Annotated in this window: 18 protein-coding genes and 1 tRNA gene; 8 read left to right on the top strand and 11 right to left on the bottom strand. The window is 41.3% G+C overall.

Going from position 1 to position 21063, the window contains the following annotated elements; translation table 11 throughout:
• Positions 1–93 precede the first annotated feature (93 nt).
• The 3 genes from GYY70_RS08950 to GYY70_RS08940 all read left to right on the top strand — a co-directional run bounded on the left by GYY70_RS08950 (position 94) and on the right by GYY70_RS08940 (position 4221).
• Positions 94–1902: a PglL family O-oligosaccharyltransferase gene (locus tag GYY70_RS08950; protein WP_174832100.1), complete on the top strand. Its 1809-nt coding sequence runs from the start codon at positions 94–96 to the stop codon at positions 1900–1902.
• A gap of 162 nt (positions 1903–2064) precedes the next feature.
• A complete protein-coding gene (locus tag GYY70_RS08945) occupies positions 2065–2748 on the top strand; it encodes a response regulator transcription factor (RefSeq protein ID WP_025331280.1) in 684 nt (227 codons plus the stop codon).
• 42 nt (positions 2749–2790) lie between these two features.
• Positions 2791–4221 carry a cell wall metabolism sensor histidine kinase WalK gene (locus GYY70_RS08940; protein WP_084553809.1) on the top strand — a complete coding sequence of 477 codons (1431 nt, stop codon included), beginning with the start codon at positions 2791–2793 and terminating at the stop codon, positions 4219–4221.
• 132 nt (positions 4222–4353) lie between these two features.
• Here the strand turns inward: GYY70_RS08940 and yihA are convergent, their stop codons facing one another.
• Positions 4354–5001, bottom strand: a complete 648-nt coding sequence (gene yihA, locus GYY70_RS08935) for a ribosome biogenesis GTP-binding protein YihA/YsxC (RefSeq protein WP_174832099.1) — start codon at positions 4999–5001, stop codon at positions 4354–4356.
• 274 nt (positions 5002–5275) lie between these two features.
• Here yihA and GYY70_RS08930 point away from each other — a divergent pair, with 274 nt between their 5' ends.
• The gene (locus GYY70_RS08930) at positions 5276–6841 is read left to right on the top strand and encodes a TerC family protein (protein WP_025331277.1); all 1566 of its coding nucleotides are present in this window, start codon (positions 5276–5278) and stop codon (positions 6839–6841) included.
• A gap of 63 nt (positions 6842–6904) precedes the next feature.
• On the opposite strand, the gene GYY70_RS08925 is transcribed toward GYY70_RS08930, so the two are convergent.
• From GYY70_RS08925 to GYY70_RS08890, 8 genes are all read right to left on the bottom strand, one after another.
• Positions 6905–7108 carry a glycine zipper 2TM domain-containing protein gene (locus tag GYY70_RS08925; protein ID WP_174832098.1) on the bottom strand — a complete coding sequence of 68 codons (204 nt, stop codon included), beginning with the start codon at positions 7106–7108 and terminating at the stop codon, positions 6905–6907.
• A 191-nt stretch (positions 7109–7299) separates the two neighbouring features.
• Positions 7300–7638 carry a ribosome hibernation-promoting factor, HPF/YfiA family gene (gene hpf / locus GYY70_RS08920; protein ID WP_174832097.1) on the bottom strand — a complete coding sequence of 113 codons (339 nt, stop codon included), beginning with the start codon at positions 7636–7638 and terminating at the stop codon, positions 7300–7302.
• A 64-nt stretch (positions 7639–7702) separates the two neighbouring features.
• Complete coding sequence (gene rpoN / locus GYY70_RS08915) at positions 7703–9079, bottom strand: RNA polymerase factor sigma-54 (protein WP_174832096.1); 1377 nt, start codon at positions 9077–9079, stop codon at positions 7703–7705.
• Positions 9080–9085: 6 nt separating this feature from the next.
• On the bottom strand, positions 9086–9829 hold the full coding sequence (gene lptB, locus GYY70_RS08910; protein ID WP_078475710.1) for an LPS export ABC transporter ATP-binding protein: 744 nt from the start codon (positions 9827–9829) through the stop codon (positions 9086–9088).
• Positions 9830–9838: 9 nt separating this feature from the next.
• On the bottom strand, positions 9839–10342 hold the full coding sequence (gene lptA / locus GYY70_RS08905; RefSeq protein WP_037392713.1) for a lipopolysaccharide transport periplasmic protein LptA: 504 nt from the start codon (positions 10340–10342) through the stop codon (positions 9839–9841).
• Complete coding sequence (gene lptC, locus GYY70_RS08900; RefSeq protein WP_084547647.1) at positions 10323–10907, bottom strand: LPS export ABC transporter periplasmic protein LptC; 585 nt, start codon at positions 10905–10907, stop codon at positions 10323–10325. The genes lptA and lptC overlap by 20 nt, the downstream gene beginning before the upstream one ends.
• Positions 10904–11437, bottom strand: coding sequence for a 3-deoxy-manno-octulosonate-8-phosphatase KdsC (kdsC, locus tag GYY70_RS08895; RefSeq protein ID WP_025331270.1), 534 nt, complete (start codon positions 11435–11437; stop codon positions 10904–10906). The genes lptC and kdsC overlap by 4 nt, the downstream gene beginning before the upstream one ends.
• A 41-nt stretch (positions 11438–11478) precedes the next feature.
• Positions 11479–12453 carry a KpsF/GutQ family sugar-phosphate isomerase gene (locus GYY70_RS08890; protein WP_174832095.1) on the bottom strand — a complete coding sequence of 325 codons (975 nt, stop codon included), beginning with the start codon at positions 12451–12453 and terminating at the stop codon, positions 11479–11481.
• 206 nt (positions 12454–12659) lie between these two features.
• Between GYY70_RS08890 and tal the strand changes: the two genes are divergently transcribed.
• A complete protein-coding gene (tal, locus tag GYY70_RS08885) occupies positions 12660–13715 on the top strand; it encodes a transaldolase (protein WP_174832094.1) in 1056 nt (351 codons plus the stop codon).
• Positions 13716–14221: 506 nt separating this feature from the next.
• On the opposite strand, the gene GYY70_RS08880 is transcribed toward tal, so the two are convergent.
• The gene (locus GYY70_RS08880; protein WP_174832093.1) at positions 14222–15919 is read right to left on the bottom strand and encodes a formate--tetrahydrofolate ligase; all 1698 of its coding nucleotides are present in this window, start codon (positions 15917–15919) and stop codon (positions 14222–14224) included.
• Between the two features lie 194 nt (positions 15920–16113).
• On the opposite strand from GYY70_RS08880, the gene GYY70_RS08875 reads away from it, so the two are divergent.
• From GYY70_RS08875 to GYY70_RS08865, 3 genes are all read left to right on the top strand, one after another.
• Positions 16114–17991, top strand: a complete 1878-nt coding sequence (locus GYY70_RS08875; RefSeq protein ID WP_174832092.1) for an NACHT domain-containing NTPase — start codon at positions 16114–16116, stop codon at positions 17989–17991.
• Positions 17992–18658: 667 nt separating this feature from the next.
• Complete coding sequence (locus tag GYY70_RS08870) at positions 18659–19822, top strand: sugar transporter (RefSeq protein WP_084565529.1); 1164 nt, start codon at positions 18659–18661, stop codon at positions 19820–19822.
• Positions 19823–19882: 60 nt separating this feature from the next.
• Positions 19883–20938, top strand: coding sequence for a nucleoid-associated protein (locus GYY70_RS08865; protein WP_202984463.1), 1056 nt, complete (start codon positions 19883–19885; stop codon positions 20936–20938).
• 33 nt (positions 20939–20971) lie between these two features.
• Here the strand turns inward: GYY70_RS08865 and GYY70_RS08860 are convergent.
• Positions 20972–21046 (bottom strand) — tRNA-Arg (locus GYY70_RS08860).
• Positions 21047–21063: the final 17 nt, after the last annotated feature.

Below are 21063 nucleotides of genomic sequence, written 5' to 3'. Positions count from 1 at the left end.
TTTACTGAAATAACAGGCTGCCTGAAAATTTTCAGGCAGCCTGTTTAATAAATAATATAAGCCGGCTAATGATGTTATTCGTTGGAGAGTTGTATGAATCAGTCACAAATTGATTCGTGTCCGAGTATTTACCGTCTGTCCACGCTGATATGGTGGCTGGGGATGCTGACTTTATGCATTGTGCCATTTATGTCGAGTTGGCGGGTAGGTACGCTGTCAAGCTTTTATCTGGAAGCCGGGACGTTATTTTTTGCTCTTTGTCTGACTGGATTAACGGTACTGACACGCAACACTCAGTTTTCATTTCCTCCTGCCTGTATCAGTCTGCTATTGCTCGCTTTTTTGCTGATGCTACAGGCAAGAGTTATGCATCTTACTTATATCAGCCAGTCTGATCTGACTGCTCTGGTATTTGTAGTAATGGCTTTGCTCGCATGGGCTGCACGGGCATGGGTGATTCGCATAGGCCAGACTCAGGCTGTCACTATTCTGGCGATGGCTCTTGTGCTGGGTGTACTGCTACAGTCAATCGTATGTGTAATGCAGTTTGCTGATATTGCAGACCGGGTACCGGGAATATTGCGCGGTCCGGGTAATCATTACATCTATGGTCAGCTGGCACAGCGCAATCATCTCGGGCATTATCTGATGTGGGGCGTGCTGGCACTGTGCTTTTTATGGGAACAGCGACGTCTGCCTAACTGGCTGGTATGGATTTTATTAATCTGGTTTACTGGCATCATGGGACTAATCGGTTCACGGACGATTGTTGTCTATGTGCTGGTAATAGGACTGTCACTATTTTTCTGGCGCTGGCGTGCTGGTTCTGCAGCGAATCGCCTGTTGCTGATGCTGGGTGTTGCCATAGGTCTGGTATTGTTGTTTCAGCTGATATTAAGCCCATTATTTGACATGTTGCTGCATATCAATTTTCAATCCGGAACAGCACGGCTGGAACAGGGTGGATTTGCCCGGTCTGGCAGGCAAATGGAGTGGCATAAGGCCTGGCTGATATTTCAAAGTGCTCCGTGGTTTGGTTATGGCTGGGGCAGTTATTCATATCAGGGCTTTGCTATTGCAGATGTTTATCCGAATGGTTTTCGTCAGTATGAAAATACCGTGCTGTTTACTCATTGTCATAATCTGGTATTACAATTACTGGCTGAAACAGGCATAGTCGGACTGCTAATTGTCAGTGCCTGCTTTGTATGGGTTATCTGGCCTTATTTACGTAAGGGATTTAATCCGGCATCAATTGTGCTGATCAGTATGATTCTGGTGTCTTTATGCCACAGCATGCTGGAATATCCGCTGTGGTACAGCTATTTTCTTGCTGTGTTTGTTTTGTTTGTGGCACTAACGCCTGTATCACAGAAAGACTTGAAACGGTCTTGCCGTCCGGCGTCCGGCCGCGTAAATCAGTTCTGCGCCATAGTGGTATTGATTTCGATGATTCTGCTTCTGTGGCAAATGATGAACTATCAGCGTTTTTTAAAAGTGCGTGCTGAACGTAATCTGCCCCAGGCTGAACAAGTAAGCCGTATGCATGATTTGCGTAATCAAATGTACTTTCTTCGTTATTATGTAGACATGGCAATTATCGAAAAGTTGAATGTTACTGATTCTTTTTTACCTTTATGGGGTAAACAGGCTGCATTACTTGCCGGACGGTATCGCCCGTATAGCAACACTTTCATGCGCGGATTTTACTTAGAGCAAGCACATCAGAATAATGAGGCTAAAGAGTGGTTCAGCCATGTAAGTCATTATTATCCTGTACTTGTTCCTGGTTTTATAAGCAGATTTAAACAGCAGCCTCAGGCCGTGGCAGTAATACCACAATTGCAACAAGATTGCCTGAAATATCAGCAGCAAAGCATGCAGAAAGTGAATTGTTTATAGAGTTCAGACAAATATTTAACATAGTGCTTTTTAATGAAAAAATGAGCAAAAGCCTTGTTATTGTAAAGATAATCTCAACCTACATGTTAAGATACAAAGTGTAAATATAGTAAATTCGTCTGTAGTCAATACAGACAACGCACTTCCATTTAGGAGGATGATATGAATCGCGTATTATTAATTGATGATGATAATTTGTTGACTGAACTGCTCACTGAATATCTGACAGCAGAAGGTCTGGAAGTCAGCCGCGTTGCTGATGGTGAAGCCGGTGTTAAAGAAATTTTAACCGGTCAGTATGATGTAGTGGTTCTGGATTCCATGATGCCGAAAATGAACGGTCTGGATGTATTGAAAACGGTACGGGTTCAAAGCAAGATTCCGATTATTATGCTAACCGCCAAAGGTGATGATATTGATCGCATTATCGGTTTGGAAATGGGTGCGGATGACTATGTGCCGAAACCTTGTCAGCCGCGTGAATTGCTGGCTCGTATCAATGCTATTCTTCGCCGTACACATCAAAGCCATGACAATGACCAGAATGGCATTCCGAACAGTATTGCAGCCAGTGGTGTAGTACTTTATCCGGCTAAACGTCAGGTTACTATTGAAGAGGAACCACTGGAGCTGACCAGTACCGAATTTAATCTGCTGGAAGTTCTGATGCGTCATGCCGGACAGGTAGTTAGCAAAGAAACACTGTCTCTGGAAGCACTAGACCGGAAGCTGGCTAAATTTGATCGCAGTATCGACGTTCATATATCCAGTATTCGTCATAAGCTGGGCAATGCCAGTCTGATTCAGACTGTGCGTGGTCTGGGTTATCTGTTTGTAAAAAACTGAACCAGTGGATACAGGCTGTTAATAAACAGCCTGTTCTGATTTATGAAACTGTTCCCCCGTATCTTTGCTACTTTTTGTGCTGTTATTGTTTGTGCCATTTTTGTGGCCAGTTCTTCATTCTGGCTGGTACAAAACACTTTAGCCGAAACACGGTTTAAACAACAGCGCAATTTTGAAGAAAATCTGCTGAGCAGCACCATGAATGCGTTTCAGGCACGTGGTGATGCCGGTATACGCGAACAACTGGTTGAGTGGGGGAATAGTCCGGGTGGCGAAAACCTGTATGTTATTACCGGTGACAACAAAAACGACATACTAGGGCGCCCTATTGATCCTGAGGATATCGATAAAGCACATGAGTTCGCTTTGTCACATCCGCACTCAAAACTCGTACAGATTGCCTATAATTCACTGGGTGAAGAATATCTCTTCATGATTCGTGGCTGGAACCATGAACGTACTCCACGCCCGCCGAGCCCGTTTTTTATTCCCGGTTTACCCATTGCACCAGTCTGGCACGAATTTATCATTCTCAGCTTTATTATTGTTGTTGGTTTATTAACAGCCTATATTCTGGCTAATAATATTACTCAGCCAATCCGCGTATTATGGCGCGGGATGGATCGTCTGGCTCATGGGAATTTGCAGACCCGTGTTTCTCATCAGTTATCAGAACGTCGTGATGAACTGTATTCTCTGGCCGTACAGTTTGACAATATGGCAGATAAATTGCAGAAACTTGTGGAAAAAGAACGTCACCTGCTGCACCATGTATCGCATGAAATGCGCTCCCCGCTGGCACGCATGCAGGCAATTATTGGTTTAATTCACGTACAGCCACAAAAACAGGAACAACACTTGCAGCGTCTGGAAAGTGAACTGGGGCGTATGGATTTATTGGTAGGTGAATTGCTTACCTTATCACGGCTGGAAACTTCTGATTTGCCTATTACGCTCGAACCTTTGTCTTTGGTGCCACTAATCAAACAAATCGTGGAAGACAATCAGGCCATAGCTATGCAGCATCAGCAAACTTTATCATGGCAGTGTGATATTCCTGATACTGCTATGGTAAAAGCCAATGAAAGCTATTTATATCGGGCTTTTGATAATGTTGTGCGTAATGCCATTAATTACAGCCCTGATGGCAGTGAAATTAAGGTTTATCTGCATGAGGGTGGTAAACAGCAATGGCAGGTTGATATCAGTGACAATGGCCCCGGTGTAGCAGAAAATCAGTTACCGCATATTTTTACTGCTTTTTATCGTGCAGACAGCAGTGCTAATAAACCGGGTACAGGTTTAGGCTTGGCGTTAACCAAACACATCATTGATCGCCACCATGGCAAAATTTATGCAGATAATCAACAACCCAAGGGTTTAAGTATGCATTTTTTACTGCCTAAATTTACGCCGGGCAGAAACAGGAACCGCCAGAAAAATAAAAATCAGTTGCCTGTAGCCAACGGATAAAGTTATTTATACTTATCCGGCTGGCAGGTTCTCTCCAAAGAATACGTTGTAGTTGTATGTAAACTGCTACTATTTAAATTTCAATATCGATATGGTTTTAGTCTGGCAGATGTATAGTACGACAGATAACTATTAATCTGTGGTTCTCTGGTCTGGTTTGTCTGCATCTGTTGTCAGATTAGTTTGTTGGGTAAACCAATCAGTGGCAATTTGATTGACCTCATCTATACCTTGCTTTTTCAAACTGGAAAACAGTTGTACCGTAACTTGCTGGCGGGCAATGTAAGGTTGAAGTGCTTTTTTCACACTCGCCAAGGTTTTAATTTGATCGTTTTTTGATAATTTATCTGCTTTAGAGAGCAGAATATGGACAGGGCGCCGAGTTACCGCGAAAAAATCAAGCATCTGTTTGTCCAGCTCTTTAAGCGGGTGGCGGGCATCCATAATCAGAATCAGTCCGATCAGCTGCTTGCGTGTTTGTAGGTAATCGCCCAGTAGTGTCACCCAGTGTCTGCGGATTGCCTCAGGTACCTGAGCGTAACCATAACCGGGTAAATCCACCATAAACCCGCCATTAGTCAGTTCAAAAAAATTAATGTGCTGGGTACGGCCTGGAGTTTTGGATACATAAGCCAGACGAGTATGATTAGTCAGTGTATTGATTGCGCTTGATTTACCCGCATTGCTGCGACCGACAAAAGCAATTTCAGCGGTTGTTGCGGGCAGGTCTTTCAGATGATTAACGGTAGTATAAAAACGGGCGTGACGAAACAGATTCATGAGTAATTAAAAAAATAGTAAGGTGATAGCATACCATATTTTGAGCCCAATCCGGATTCAGCTGTTTATGTAAATGCTTGCTTTCAGGCGGGGTACTTGATTTTTTGTTTTATGCTGCTAAACTGCATTTAAGATTATTTTAAGGAAACTTTCAGATGGAAGACGAGGTCTCGAGCAGTTGTATCGTGCATGTAGACGTGTTTTTTCTCTGATTTAAGGCAGCCTTGCTCATGTAGCAGGCTGCCTGTTTGTATTTAACGCATAGGAAAAGAAAATGGATTTTAGCTGGTTAGGAGAACCGGCCACATGGGTAGGGCTGATTACCCTGATAATTCTTGAAATCGTTCTGGGTATCGATAATCTTGTATTTGTAGCCATACTGGCGAATAAAGCCAGTCCGAAAAAGCGCGACCATGCCCGTATAGCTGGTTTGTCTCTGGCAGTGCTGATTCGCATTCTGATGCTGGCACTGATGTCTTTTATCATTACCCTGACCAAGCCCTTTGTACATATCAGCGGTTTTGCCATTTCAGTTAAAGATCTGATTATGTTCGGTGGCGGACTCTTCCTGCTCTATAAGGCAACAACTGAGTTGCATGAACGGCTGGAAGGGCATACTGCTATGGCGTCAATTACCAATGTCTCCGTTTATGCCAGTTTCTGGAGTGTGGTATTACAAATTGTCGTGCTTGACGCGGTATTTTCACTTGATTCAGTTATTACCGCTGTCGCCATGGTGCAACACATTACAGTGGCAATGCTGGCCGTGATTATTGCTATGGCAATGATGATTTGGGCAAGCGGACCATTAACAGAGTTTGTAAATCGCCATCCTACAGTAGTGATGCTGTGTCTGGGCTTTTTACTTATGATAGGGTTCAGCCTGATTGCTGAAGGCTTACACTTTGAAATACCAAAGGGTTATCTGTATGCCGCTATTGCTTTCTCCATTCTGATTGAGATATTTAATCAGATTTCTACCCGGAATACCCGTCGTAACGATATGATTGGCCGCTCTTGGCGTTATCGTACCGCTGATAGTGTGCTGGGTATGATGGGTCTGCGTGAAAAAGAGCTGGCTAAAAATGGTACGCAAACTGATGATGACGAACATTTTGAAGAAAATGAAAAATCCATGATTCGCAGCGTACTTACTCTGGCCGAACGTCCGATAATGGGTGTCATGACACCGCGCAGTGATATTGAACGTCTGGATTTATCTCAGCCGCGTGAGCAGCAGTGCCAACAATTACAAAGCACACCATTTTCACGGCTGGTAGTAGTAGGAAAGGCCGGAATTGATGAGCCGCTGGGATTTGTGAATAAAAAAGATTTACTTAACCAGTTATTGAGCGGAGAGCAATTAAATATTCAGGCTGCGTTACGACAGCCGCTGGTCTTACCGGACAGCAGCACTGTACTTGATGCTATGGAGCTGTTTCGTTCGCGAAGTGCTGATATTGCGCTGGTAGTTGATGAATTTGGCGCTGTACTCGGACTGGTTAGCATGAAAGATTTAATGGAAACCATTGCCGGTGATTTTCCAGAAGAGTATGAGCGTGCCGATGCGCCCAGTATCCAGCAAAATGCCGATCATAGCGTTACTGTAGACGGCAGTCTTGAATATGCTATTCTGGCTCAGCATCTGCATTTGCCTACCTTACCGGAAGATGCTGAGTACCATACTGTAGCCGGATTAATTATGGAAGAAATGCAGGATATTCCGGATGTCGGAGATACCATTGATTATGCCGGTTACCGTTTTGAAGTATTGAACAAAGACGGGCACCGTCTGGAACGGGTACGTATCAGCAAAATTGAACAGCCGGAATCTGAATAACCCAATTGATAGCCATAAAAAAGCCTGCTGATAACAGCAGGCTTTTTTCGTTAACTAATTTGATTATTGAATCTGGCTACCGATAACGCCACCCAGAGCAGCACCACCTAAAGTAGCACCAGTATCTTTACCTAACAGATTACCAGCCACACCTCCTACTACTACACCGGCAGCAGTATTACGCTGAGCTGGGGTCATATCAGCACAGGCAGAGAGAGAAGCAGCTACTGCAGCTATTAAAGTCAGTGTTTTTAGATTTGATTTCATGTTAATACCTCTTTCTATTCTGAATAAAGAATTGCGTGTTAATTAATATTTATATGTTACCTATGAAATATTTAACTACAAATAAAATATTATTTCAAAGTTAATTATATACCTTTGGCAGAGCAGTTTAGTAAAAAACTGCAATCAAAATCACAAATGCATTTTAGAGATATATTCAAAATATCTGCCGATTATTCAAGTTCAGCAGCAGTATCCGTATCAGTATATATTTCGGGTGTCTGGTGTGAAGGCTGCCTTTTTTCTTTATATTTAATCACAGCCCTGTCCAGTTTATCCATCAGACAATCGATAGCAGCATACATATCATTATCCAGACATTCAATATGGATATCTTTACCGGAAAGATGCAAATCAATTTCAGCTTTTTTCTGTACTTTAAATACAGAGAAAGTGACAGTTGCGCTGATGACCTGATCGGCATGACGGATAATGCGCTCCAGCTTATTCAGTGTGTAGTCTTTCAGAGCTGCGGTAACATCAAGATTCTGTCCGATAAATTTAAGATTCATAGCCTGATCCTTTTTAAAGGGTTTAGGAAAAAACAGGATAAATTTTATGGAAGTTAACTGAAAATTAATGATTACTGTACTGTACTTTACGTTGGTGCGCCGGAGGAATTTTCAAGTCCTCACGATATTTTGCAACTGTGCGCCGGGCCAGATTAATACCCTGCTTAGCCAGCTGATTTGCCAAATGTGTATCAGAATAGGGATGTTGCGGGTCTTCTCCGTTAATTATACTTTGCAACAGTGATTTAATTGCTGTCTGACTGTTACCTGTTCCATCATCCGTTGCTGCAACAGACTGGTTGAAAAAATAGCGCAGAGGAAAAACACCTTGTGAGCAGGTCAGGTATTTCTGATTGATTGCCCGTGAAACAGTACTCTCTGCCAGTTCGAGAGCCTGAGCTGTTTCTTTAATAGTTAAGGGAGCCAGCGCCAGAGAACCAAAACTGAAAAAATCCTGCTGTTGCTGCAAAATCCATTCGCCCAGACGTTGCAGAGTGGTTTTACGCATCTGCAGGCTGTGAAGACAGGTTTGTGCTTCCTGCCATTTGTTTTTACACATAGTGTCCATCTCTGTGCTTTTTTGCTCTATCCACTCTTCGACACCGGGTTCTATTCTCAGCTGAGGAAAAGTATCATGCAGAAGGCGTATCTGCCAATTACCACTTTTATTGATATAAACTTCCATATCAGGGCGTACAGACAGAATACCATTACGATCAGGTAATCCGTAACAGGGATAAGGATTCAGTGCGCCAATGAGTTTACAGGCTGTTTCAAGTGTGTTTGCAGAAAACTGGGGCAGTTGCCGGCAAAGTTGTTTAAACTGATGGGTACTCAGCCACTGACCAAAGTGTTTGCTAATCAGTAAGCGCGCACAGGTATGAATTTCATCATTATCGACAGATTCGTCAGACAGATTATCCAGTTGCAGTAACAGGGATTCCTGTAAATTCCGAGCACCAACACCAGTAGGTTCAAACTGCTGCAGAATCGTCAGCGCCTGTGCCAGCTCTGTTTCGTCCAGCCGCCATTCCAGCGGTGCATTTTCTACCAGATCAGTTAAACTGCTGTCCAGATAACCCTGCTCATTCAGATTCTCTATCAGAAAATACACCTGTGCTGCCGTAACGTCATCCAGATCGTATTCACATACCTGCCGGCGCAGCAATTCATACATATCAGGATTGTCGGCAATCGTGTCCCAGACATCACTTTCGGCTTGCATAATACCCAGCTGTGGCGGCTGTACATACTGAGTATCAGAAAAGCTGTCTTCAGATGTATTTTCTACTTCCTCAAGAAAAGGATTATCTGCCAGCCAGCCGGCTACCAGTTCCTGTAATTCCAGCGTAGACAGCTGCAACACCTGTAGCGATTGTTGCAGCTTCGGACTAAGGCGGGTTGTAAGACTGAGTCGGAGATGAGTAGCTGGCCTTTGCATAAGCAGTTAATACTCGAAATGCTCACCCAGATAAACAGCGCGTACCTGTTCATTATTAACCAGCTCTTCCGGTACACCGGAAGCTAGTACACTACCCTGATTAATAATATATGCACGGTCACAGATGCGCAGGGTTTCACGTACATTATGGTCAGTAATCAGTGTGCCGATACCACGCTGTTTCAGGAAAGAAATCAGATTCTGAATATCAATCAATGCTATCGGATCAACGCCGGCAAACGGTTCATCAAGCAGAATAAAACGTGGATTGATAGCTAGTGCCCGCGCAATTTCGACTCGACGCTGTTCACCGCCTGACAGGGAACGTGCAACATTGTTGCGCAGGTGCTCAATATGCAGGTCGGCCAGTAGCAGTTCCAGCTGTTCGGCTCGTTTTTCCGGCGGATAATTAATTTCCAGAATAGCATTGATATTCTGGGCTACTGTCATTTTACGGAAGATTGATTGTTGTTGGGGCAGATATCCCAAACCCAGACGAGCCCGCTCATAAACCGGACGATGAGTAATTTCCTGCCCATCTAGCATAATATTGCCACTATCAGCCGCTATCAGCCCTACAATCATATAGAAGCTGGTGGTTTTACCGGCACCATTCGGACCAAGCAGTCCGATTACTTCGCCACTGTTGACTTCCAGTGTGACATCGTTAACTACCTGACGCTGTTTAAAACTTTTTTTCAGACCGCTGACACGAAGCTGACTTGGCGGCACAGTAGGCATTACATTCATGAGTATGGATTATTTCTTTTTCTGTTGCGGTTGGATAATAACGTGTACCCGGCCTTTAGGCGCGCTTTTAACGGTATAAACCTCAGTATTGGTGTTATAAACAATTACTGCACCGCGTGCCATATCACCACCACGGTTTACCTGAGCATTACCGGTAATCGTAACAATACCGCTCAGGCTTTCATAATGTACATTATCTCCGTGACCGGTTACCATGCCATCTTTTTCCAGCTGCTGTCCGAACGTAGCAGGCTTGCCATCAGCAATAATTGTCTGGTTACCGGCATTATCCTTATGCGCAGTGATACGGGCTGCATTCATATACATACTGCCCTGCCGCATTTTTACATTACCGGTAAATACGGTTGTCTGATTCTGTTTATCCAGAGAGCCTTGATCGGCTTCAATCTGAATAGGTTGCTGCCGGTCACTTTCCAGTGCCCATGCATGCATACTGCCGGCAAGCAGACAAAAGACTGCTAAAATTTTGCCGTTAATGAGAGTGCGGGTCATAAATAATCGCCTTTACGCGTGCGGGTAAATTCAGAAAGCCGCGTTGTTTGTCGTATTCGAAACCTTGTGATGTACCGTGAGATATACCATACTGATAAGAAACCTGTGCATCAGTTTTGATTACCTGAGTTTGTGTATCAACATGTAATACACTGGTTTCCAGCTGTCCTGCCGGTTCATTTCCCACCGGATTTTTGTGCCAGACTACCTGTCCCAGTAAATCTACCTTGCGGCTGTCGGTATAGTACTGTCCGGTATTGGCCTTAATACGATAAAGTTCAGCACCGTTTTTATATAATCCCATATTGGGATTATCAATATAAATAACAGTTTGCTGCGGAAACTGCCGGGCAGCAGTGGCGTGAATGGTTTCACTTAACTGGCCGTGCTCATCATACCGTTCACCGTCGATTAAATTAATCACATATTTAGGCTCTTTCGGATTCAGGGGAACTTCCACTGTCTTGATATCAGTAATCCGGTCTAGCCAGAAGCTTATGCCGCCAAGGGCTACAGCCAGAATCAGCGGAAACGCCCAGTTACTGCGGCTGCGAATCACATTCATGCCAGATACTCCGCCATATCCTGAGCCAGAAAGCCCTGTGCATCCAGTAATAAATCACAGACTTCACGTACTGCACCGGCTCCACCGGGCGCACGAGTAACATAATCAGCATGCTGTAACACCAAAGGATGAGAACCGGGTACTGCAACTGCCAGCCCGCAATGTTTCATAACCGGTAAGTCTACGACATCATCACCGATATAAGCACATTGCTGCTCATCTAAACCAAGCTGCTGTAATAATTGCCGATAACAGCTGCGTTTATCCGAAATACCTTTAAAATAATATCCGATGCCAAGCTGCTGTACCCGGATACCGACAGAGGGTGCGTCGCGTCCGGTAATAATTGCCGTTTGAATGCCGTGGCGGTGCAACATCTTCAATCCGTGGCCGTCAAGTGTATGGAATGATTTGATTTCCTCGCCGTTATCACGGATAAAAATACGACCGTCAGTCAGTACGCCGTCTACATCCATAATAAACAGCCTGATTTTCCGGGCAGCTTCAACCACCGCACTGGCAGACATCATCGTATTCATCGGCATTCCTCAGTCATAACATTCTCACGCATTTAAACAATCCGTGCCTGTAATAAATCATGCATATTCAGTGCACCAACCGGACGATTATTTGCATCAATTACTGCCAGCCCGTTTACATGATTCTCCTGCATGATTTTCAGGGCTTCCGTCGCCAGCCGGTCGGCAGAGATGGTTTTAGGGGTATGTCCCATTACATCGGCCATCAGCCATTCCTTTAATTGCTGGTTATCCTGAAATAAACGACGTAAATCACCGTCTGTAAATAAACCGCAAAGCTCTCCGGCAGTATTGACTACCAGCAGCATTCCCAAACCTTTTTCACTCATAGTAACAATGGCTTCACGCAAAGGCGTATTTTCCTGTACCAGAGGCATATCTTGACCGCCATGCATAACATCAGCCACCGTTAACAACAGACGTTTGCCCAAACTGCCGGCAGGATGGCTCAGCGCAAAATCTTCAGGGGTAAACTGGCGTGCACGCAGCAGTGCCACCGTAAGCGCATCGCCCAATACCATTACCGCTGTTGTGCTGGATGTTGGAGCCAGTCCTAACGGACAGGCCTCCTGTGATACATGTGCGCATAAATGGATATCCGCATGTTTCGCCATACTCGAACTGGTTTTACCAGTTATACAGATCAACTGCACATGCTTACGTTTGATGGCCGGTATCAGCGCCAGAATTTCCTCGCTTTCACCAGAATTGGATAATGCTATCAGCACATCGCCATCTACAATCATACCCAGATCGCCGTGTCCTGCTTCTGCCGGATGCACAAAATAAGCCGGTGTGCCGGTAGACGCCATTGAAGCGGCAATCTTACGCCCGATATGGCCGCTTTTGCCCATACCGGTGATAATCACCCGTCCGCGGCAGTCGAGAATAGTCGTTACCGCCTCAGCAAAATGCTCATCCAGACTATTGGCAACTTCACGTATCGACTGCTCTTCAATAGCAAAAACTTCTTTACCCCAGCCTAAATATTTAACCTGTAAATTCATAACATCATCAGCAGTAATAATAAGCAAACGAAAACACAATAAAGTTAACCGGATTATAACCTGATACCGGTTATTTTGTTTGCTTCGGAACTTGTCAAATTACACCATCCTCGTTAGAGTAATCCATAATTCATGAATAACCAGTTTAATCGATTGATTAACCTTAATAAAACATATCTAACATATATTTACTATAAGGAAATAATATGGCCGTATTAGCTCAAGTCAATACATTAGGGCAGCAAATCTGGCTGGATAATCTTTCCAGGAACCTGATTCAGTCAGGTGAACTGGCACATATGCTTGAGGCGGGTATCAGTGGCGTGACTTCCAATCCGGCCATTTTTCAAAAAGCTTTTGCCAGCGATACCCTTTACCAGAATGATATTAACCAGCTAAAACAGCAGCCGCTGTCCCCCAAACAGCGTTATGAACAACTGGCCGTGGCCGATGTACAGGCTGCATGTGATGTCTGTCTGCCATTGTATGAACGCAGTCAGGGTAAAGCCGGATTTGTCAGCCTTGAAGTGGCGCCAGATCTGGCCGATGATGCTCAGGCTACCATTACCGAAGCACAGCGACTATGGGAAGTTCTTAACCGACCCAATGTCATGATAAAAGTACCAGCAACAGACAGCGGAATACAGGCATTAACCACACTGGTTGCACAGGGCATTAATGTTAACCTGACCCTGCTGTTTTCTAAAACCCAGCTTAGCAAAGCATGGCAGGCACACGCTGCCGGCATTCGCCAGCGTCTGGCGCAAAATCTGCCGGTTAACCGTATTCAGGTAGTCGCCAGCTTTTTCCTGTCCCGCATTGACAGCGCTCTGGACATTACTCTGCCGGAATCTTTGCAGGGTAAAACCGCCATTGCACTGGCCAAAACAGCTTATGCTGAATGGCAGGAATTTATCCAGAGCCGTGAATTTACCGATCTGGCTGCACAGCAGGCAGCACCACTGCGTTTGCTATGGGCATCCACAGGGACTAAAAATCCGGCGTATTCCGATGTTTGCTATGTAGAAAATATTATTGGTGCTGATACCATTAATACCGTACCCACCAACACGCTTAATGCCTTTATCGATCATGGACATGCTAATGCCACACTGACACAAGATGTACAGCAGGCTAAAAACATACTGATTGAAATTCAGAAGCTGGGTATTAATCTTGAATCCCTCGCAGTGCGCTTGCAGCAAGAAGGCTTACAACAGTTTGTGGATGCATTCGATGCATTACTGCAACCTCTGGCTTAAACGGAATAAATAAAACACAACAGACATACGGAAATCTGAATTGTGGCTTACCGGTTAGACTTATCAGAATAATCGGTAAGCTTTTTATAATTTTAGATTAAAAAAAGCATATTGAAAATACATTTGTAATATAAAACTTAAAAAATATTAATTTAAATGATAAATCACACTTGATAATTTAATTTATAGATAAATAAATTAATTTTTAAATTTATATTTAATGATTTTAAACTTTAAAATTAATAATAACAACTATAATTTATAATCTAAACATAAATAATTAATCAGAAAAATACCATATAAGCCGCGCTGAATTAATTTTAACCTTATAATCGGTATTGCAGCCAGCTTTTGGCCATAAGCCATAATCTTTATCCAAGGCTCAGATGTTCATGGTTGTTGAATTCAGACTAATATACATAAAAATGCCACAAAAGCATAAAACTCTTGTGGCATAAGCATGGATTGTCACTCAGACGGCAACCGACCGGCGGTTCTGTTAAATTTTAATGTAAACCGACAATATTACCTTCAGCATCAATATCAATCTGTTGATAAGCAGGCAGAGTACCCAGCCCTGGCATAGTCATCACATTACCCGCATATACACGGATAAAGCCTGCCCCGGCCGATACCTGTAAACGGGCAATTTCAACATCAAAATCTGTCGGCACATTTTTCAGATTCGGGTCTGCACTGATAGATAATGGTGTTTTCACCATGCATAACGGTAAATGATCAAGCTTAAGCTGCTTGATTTCTTCAATATTCTGCAAAGCCTGTGCCGACAGATTAGCCTGACGTGCTCCGTATTTCTTCACCATGGTCTGAATTTTTTCCGGCAGCGGTATATTGTCAGCATAGGGCAGAGTAACCGAATTTTCCTGATTGCAGGCAGCGACTACATGCTGAGCCAGAGCCTGAGTACCCGCACCACCCTGAGTAAACGCATCACTGATTTCACATGCACAGGCACCGTGTTCCAGCGCATACTGGCGTACAAAATCCAGCTCTTCCTGATGGTCGTACGGGAAGCGGTTAATAGCCACAATCACAGGCAGGCCATAGCTTTTCGCATTCTGAATGTGCCAGCCCAGATTAGCACTGCCTTCAGCCAGCAGCTCAACATTACACTGAGTAACTTCTGCCGGTAATGGCTGACCCGGCTTAATATTAAACCGGCCGCTATTCGATTTCAGACTGCGTACCGTGGCTACCAATACAACGCATGAAGGCGCCACACCTGTCTGGCGATATTTAATATTAAAGAATTTCTCCATGCCCATATCAGAGCCGAAACCAGCTTCTGTTACCACATAATCCGCCACTTGCAGACCGACCATATCCGCCAGCACCGAAGAATTACCATGGGCAATATTGGCAAACGGTCCGGCATGAATTAGTACTGGGGTCTGTTCTGCCGTCTGCATCAGATTCGGATTAATCGCATCTTTCAGTAACACCGTCATCGCACCGGCTACCTGAAGTTTTTCTGCCGTAATTGGATTGCCCTGAGTATCATAAGCCAGAATAATCCGCCCGATACGCTGGCGCATATCCTGTAAATCCGTCGCCAGAGCCAGAATCGCCATTAATTCGGAAGCAGCAGAAATCTCAAACCCGTCTTCACGCTCCACACCATTAACACCACCGCCCACACCTACTTTAATCCGGCGCAATGCACGGTCGTTGTGGTCGATTACCCGTTTCCAGACAATCCGGTTTTTATCAATATTCAGCCGCGGCAGCTTGGTTTGCGCCGTAAACTCCTCGCCCAGATGTTCTTCATGGTATAAGCGTGCATCCAGTGCCGCAGAGGCGAGATCATGAGCCGCTGTAATAGCGTGAATATCACCGGTTAAATGCAGATTCAGCTTTTCCATCGGCAAAACCTGTGCCTGACCGCCGCCGGCTGCCCCTCCTTTTACCCCGAATACCGGCCCCAGACTGGGCTGGCGGATACAGGCAATTGCTTTCTTACCGATAAAGTTCAGCCCCTGACTCAGCCCGATGGTGGTTACTGTTTTACCTTCTCCCAGCGGTGTCGGCGTAATAGCCGACACCAGCACCAGCTTACCCTGTTTGCTATCCGGCTGAATCACCTTTAAATCTACTTTAGCTACTTCACGGCCGTAAGGAATAAGGTATTGTTCGGGAATGCTGCTGTTGCGGGCAATTTCGGTGATGGGGAGTAGGGTAGACATAAAAAATCCTTAGAAATTGAATAAGTCAGTTTTTGTAAACAGAGTATTATTGCTGTATTTTAAATGGAAAACAAATAGCATTTATCTTTATTCAGCAGATAAATTATTTTTAAGTAAATACTGAAGCTTTGTTTAATGCTAAATGATATATAATTCTAACAACTTAAATATAAATTAAATAAAAGATATTAACTATGATTACAGAAATGTTAATTACTAAAGCAATTGAAAAATTTATTAATAATTTGGCTAGTTATATTTCTAAAAAAGCCCCTGAATTCTGTATTGCACAATATAAAAAACATGAAATGAAACTAAATAAAGGGCTGCCAGAATATATAAAAGCAAATTACCAAAGATGTGCTTTTGTGCGTACCTTACTGAAAAGGGATAGACCTACAGAACTGGATAAAATTTACGAGCCACTGCAATTTAAAATAGATGATGATATTTTAGAAGAAGATGAAATAAAGTTATCAATAGCCTCAAATTTACACAGAACTATTATTTCAGGCTATGCAGGAAATGGTAAAACAATTTTTCTAAAAAAAATTTATAAAGAATTAATTGATAATCAGGTCAATTTTTATCCTATTTTTGTTGAATTAAGAAATATATCATCAGATACTCAAACACTACTTGATTACATATATGAATCTATCAAGACATATTCAGATAGTTTTACCCAAGAACAATTTACATATGGTTTAGAAAAAGGCTTATTTTATTTTTTAATTGATGGTTTGGACGAAGTAAGTGATTCGCAACAAGGCAATATTCAAGAGGAAATAATCAAATTAACTTTAAAATACCCGGATTGCCCCTTTGTTGTAACAAGCCGCCCGAATGAATTCACAACGTGGGAAAATTTTTATGTTGCGCACTTGCTTCCCTTTGATTATCGCCAATGCCAATCATTCATTAAAAAAATTGATTATGTTAAAGAAAGAAAAACAGAGTTTCTTGAGTTTTTAACGGAATATAAATTTGCAAAGCATAAAGAATTTCTCTCAAATCCTTTATTAGCATCAATGATGCTACTGACATTTGATGAATATGGCGATATTCCGGCTAAAAGGCATATTTTCTATGAAAAATGTTTTCAAGTTTTGATTAAAGAACACGATGCATCAAAAGGACGATTTCTCCGGCCATTAAAAAGCAAGCTATCCCATGAAAACTTAGAAAAAGTTTTTATGTATTTTTGTGCAATAACTTATCAGAAAAAAAAATATAGATTTAGTTTGCAAGAAATTGATAAATATATAGATTTGGCTTCACAAACGCTGAGTTCAGATAAAATATGTAAAAGTAATGATATTCGATATGATTTTGTGCATTCAGTGTCTTTACTTTTACAGGATGGTAGTTTTTTTGAATTTATCCATCGTTCATTTCAGGAATATTTCTTTGCTAAGTTTATTGTGAATGACAGAAAATTAGAATTAGAAAACAAGTTGGATAATATTGATGGTCTTTTTTCATTAACAAAATTAAATTTTATTGCGATGATTGAAGATATGAATCATGATTATTTTGAAACAGAGTATGTATTAAAAAAATTAAAAGCATTAAATGAATATTTTGAAAGTATTGATGCAGAAAAGGAACCGGAAAAGATCTTTAATAAATTTACTACAACAATAAGAATGGTTCGCCTCCTAAACCCCCTAAAAAAAGATAAATTTACTTTGAGGATTTTTGTTCCAATTAATAAAGATAAAGAAATGCTAATTAATAGTTTTATTTTACGTAAATGTAAAAATTTTATCAATTATGCAAAGAAACACTATATCGATTTATCTAGCAATAAAATATTAAAAATACATAATGAATATAATAATTTTAATATCAAACTACGTAGGGATGAAGATGAAACAATTGTAAATGTAATTTTTGATTCAAACAGGGAATTATTAATTGAATTTAACTGTACTGAATACGCACAGTATATCAAGAAAAGTTTAAATGATTATTATCATGATATATTATCCAGAACAAAAAAACAGTATTCAATAATCGATGAAATAATTTTCAAAAACAAAAGGTTGAAAAATATTATTCCAGGATAAACTTTAATATAAATATATTCTCGGAAAAGATTTAATCTCTATCGCATGCGTAGCATACAAGCAAAAAATCAGTCTTGGAGATGAAATAATTATGTTGGAATTTAAACAACACTGTCGTCAGAAATTGTTAGATAAAGATTTTTACCATTACTTTCAAAAAAGCTTACTAAACTAATTGGTCTGATTGATGGTGATATGAAAAGCAAAAAATGATAATGCTGAGTTTAAGGTAGAACTGCAATATCAATAATTAAGTTTAGATTAAACAGTAGGAAAAGTTGTAATAAGTTATTTGCTTGGATGGAACATAGTATAAAACTGACTAAGAGCTTAAATGATTATACGGACAAATATAATCTTGCCAACCCAGATAGTGAAATGAGGAATATTAAATTAAGGAAATACTTTACAGCTAAACACTGCTAACCTTATTAGGTTTAAGTATTTTATTAATTCCTTTATTGATTCAATAGTTATTGAAAACAAAATTTGTTTCCAACAATTTTAACAAATCATATATTACCAAGTGACTAGGATAAATTACTGAATTTTAATTGATTGATAAGTTGATTGCTGGCGTTAATGCTAGCATACCAATTAAGCTTTTAATGGTTAATCTCCAGTTATAATTACCAACAATTAATTTATCCCGTCGTTAAGTAAAATCATGAACAATGCTAAAAAGCGCTCTCAGATATGGTGGTCGATTCTTTGTTTAGCTTTTGCCGGATTTATTTTCAATACCACCGAATTTGTACCGGTTGGTTTACTGCCTAATATTGCAGAAAGCTTTTCGATGGATGTCGCTCATGCAGGGTTATTATTAACGATATATGCATGGGCAGTATCATTACTATCTTTACCCTTAACCGTATTAACATCCAGAATGGAGCGTCGCAAGCTCCTCATTTTGCTGTTTTGTTTATTTATCGGCAGCCACTTATTAGCTGGTTTTGCCTGGAATTTTTATAGCTTAATGACAGCTCGTATTGGTATCGCTTGTGCACATGCTGTATTTTGGGCTATTACCACGCCTTTAGCTGTTCAGTTGGCGCCGAATGGCAAAAAAGCCAAAGCAATGAGTTTTATCGTAGTTGGCACATCAATGGCAACGGTGCTCGGAATTCCTATTGGTACCAAAATAGGGGAATTAGTCGGTTGGCGTGTCACGTTTTTATGTATTGGTGGCATTGCTTTTGGTATTTTAGTTTTATTGATTTACTTACTTCCTAAAGTCCCCAGTATTAATACCATTTCAATCAAAAATCTGCCAAAAGTGTTAAAACGACCGGCCTTACTCAATATTTACTTATTAACAGCTATTATTATCACAGGACATTTTACTGCCTATACATACATCACGCCATTTATGATGAAAGTGGGCGGATTCAGTCAGGAAGTTGTTGTCCATCTCTTATTGGTTATTGGATTTTCGGGCATGATTGGTAGTGTTATTTTTACTCGATACGCAAGTAAATATCCGACAGCGATATTAGTTGTCCCCGTAATATTATTGATGGCGTGCTTATTATCACTCTATTTTAGCTCCTTTAGTCTCTACACCGCGATGATACAAGGCGTGATATGGGGATTAGCCATTACCATTATTGGTATGGTAATGCAAAGTAAAGTGATCGATGCAGCCCCTGATGCGACTGACATTGCCACATCTGTTTATTCAGGCATTTATAATATAGGTATCGGTGGAGGAGCCTTTGTCGGCAGCCAGGTATTAGTGAAACTGTCAACTCATTATATTGGATTGGTTGGTGCTATTTTTGTTCTCCTCGCGTTAATACTTTTTTTCTTGTTATCCAGAAAAGCTTGGTAAAAAAAACAAATAAGCGCAGGTATAACCAGCGCTTATTAATTTTGTTTATTGATTATAAGAATGTTTGAATCTATGCCGAAATTTGTTCTTGGAAATATTAGTAGATTGATCATACACAGTATTGGCAACAAAAGTACTGCGGATGGTGTGCGGCTGTGTGATAAATTAAGTAATTATGAAAATGTGGAAGAAACACTTAATAAATTGATTACTTCCAATTTTAAATTTGATGAGTTGTATCAGTTTCATTTTTTTCCTGATTTAGAGCTCAATCCGGTTTATTCCATTATCAAAGCCATGTTTGAGCATACAGATATTGATGATTTTATTAATCAGTCTAAAAATATGGGGCGTTATCTGTATGATAAAAGTAACCATCCGCAAATTAAGCCCGGAGAATTGGGCGTATTTTATCTTGCCGACTGTACAGTAGATGATGAAATAGTGGATTGTATTGGCATCTTTAAATCAGAAAACAAGCAAAAAATTCTGAAAGTTGAAGACCGGCAGAATGGTTATGATTTGGCTGATATTGAAGGATTAAGTATTCAGAAGCTGGATAAAGGCTGTCTGATTTTTAATCTGCATTCAGAGCAGGGTTATCTGGTTGCTGTTGTGGATAATACCAACAAACATGCAGAGGCCAAATACTGGACTGAGGATTTTTTAAGTATCAGACCAGTTAATAATGAATATCATCAGACTACTCAGATTATGGAAACAGCCAAGCAATTTATTGCTCAGACCATGGACGCTGATGATGAGGAGAGTAAATCAGAAAAAATCGGTTTGCTGAATAGGTCTGTTGATTACTTTAAAAATAATGAGCAGTTTGATTTGCAGGAGTTTGAGCAGCGGGTTTTTGCAAATGATGATCTGATTCAGCAATATCAAGATTTCAGCCAGAATTATGCTCAGGAAAATCAATTAGAACCGGTTAAAAGCTTTGCTATTTCTCCCAAAGCGGTAAAAAAGCAGGAGAAGTATTTTAAAAGCGTGGTGAAGCTGGATAAAAATTTTCATATCTATATTCACGGTGGTAAAGATATGATTGAAAAAGGACGGGATGAAGACGGACGTAAGTTTTATAAGATTTATTATCAGGAAGAAAACTGATGATTAAAAGCTTGCGCAGTTAAGTCTGATAAGTGGTCCCGCCGACAGGAATCGAACCTGTATCGCACGCTTAGGAGGCATGTGTTCTATCCGTTGAACTACGGCGAGACTTTTTAAAAACAGGG

The organism is Snodgrassella sp. ESL0324 (assembly GCF_013344955.1).
GTDB classification, from domain to species: Bacteria; Pseudomonadota; Gammaproteobacteria; order Burkholderiales; family Neisseriaceae; genus Snodgrassella; species Snodgrassella alvi.
This window is presented reverse-complemented; position numbering and strand designations above follow the sequence as displayed.

What these genes read in the sequence shown, in the direction of transcription:
- GYY70_RS08870 (WP_084565529.1), top strand. Translation starts at nt 18,659, where the DNA reads ATGAACAATGCTAAAAAGCGCTCTCAGATATGGTGGTCGATTCTTTGT.
- hpf (WP_174832097.1), bottom strand. Translation starts at nt 7,638, where the DNA reads ATGAATCTTAAATTTATCGGACAGAATCTTGATGTTACCGCAGCTCTG.
- GYY70_RS08925 (WP_174832098.1), bottom strand. Translation starts at nt 7,108, where the DNA reads ATGAAATCAAATCTAAAAACACTGACTTTAATAGCTGCAGTAGCTGCT.
- GYY70_RS08880 (WP_174832093.1), bottom strand. Translation starts at nt 15,919, where the DNA reads ATGTCTACCCTACTCCCCATCACCGAAATTGCCCGCAACAGCAGCATT.
- tal (WP_174832094.1), top strand. Translation starts at nt 12,660, where the DNA reads ATGGCCGTATTAGCTCAAGTCAATACATTAGGGCAGCAAATCTGGCTG.
- lptC (WP_084547647.1), bottom strand. Translation starts at nt 10,907, where the DNA reads ATGAATGTGATTCGCAGCCGCAGTAACTGGGCGTTTCCGCTGATTCTG.
- yihA (WP_174832099.1), bottom strand. Translation starts at nt 5,001, where the DNA reads ATGAATCTGTTTCGTCACGCCCGTTTTTATACTACCGTTAATCATCTG.
- GYY70_RS08940 (WP_084553809.1), top strand. Translation starts at nt 2,791, where the DNA reads ATGAAACTGTTCCCCCGTATCTTTGCTACTTTTTGTGCTGTTATTGTT.
- GYY70_RS08865 (WP_202984463.1), top strand. Translation starts at nt 19,883, where the DNA reads ATGTTTGAATCTATGCCGAAATTTGTTCTTGGAAATATTAGTAGATTG.
- GYY70_RS08945 (WP_025331280.1), top strand. Translation starts at nt 2,065, where the DNA reads ATGAATCGCGTATTATTAATTGATGATGATAATTTGTTGACTGAACTG.
- GYY70_RS08890 (WP_174832095.1), bottom strand. Translation starts at nt 12,453, where the DNA reads ATGAATTTACAGGTTAAATATTTAGGCTGGGGTAAAGAAGTTTTTGCT.
- GYY70_RS08875 (WP_174832092.1), top strand. Translation starts at nt 16,114, where the DNA reads ATGATTACAGAAATGTTAATTACTAAAGCAATTGAAAAATTTATTAAT.
- kdsC (WP_025331270.1), bottom strand. Translation starts at nt 11,437, where the DNA reads ATGATGTCTGCCAGTGCGGTGGTTGAAGCTGCCCGGAAAATCAGGCTG.
- lptB (WP_078475710.1), bottom strand. Translation starts at nt 9,829, where the DNA reads ATGAATGTAATGCCTACTGTGCCGCCAAGTCAGCTTCGTGTCAGCGGT.
- GYY70_RS08950 (WP_174832100.1), top strand. Translation starts at nt 94, where the DNA reads ATGAATCAGTCACAAATTGATTCGTGTCCGAGTATTTACCGTCTGTCC.
- lptA (WP_037392713.1), bottom strand. Translation starts at nt 10,342, where the DNA reads ATGACCCGCACTCTCATTAACGGCAAAATTTTAGCAGTCTTTTGTCTG.
- rpoN (WP_174832096.1), bottom strand. Translation starts at nt 9,079, where the DNA reads ATGCAAAGGCCAGCTACTCATCTCCGACTCAGTCTTACAACCCGCCTT.
- GYY70_RS08930 (WP_025331277.1), top strand. Translation starts at nt 5,276, where the DNA reads ATGGATTTTAGCTGGTTAGGAGAACCGGCCACATGGGTAGGGCTGATT.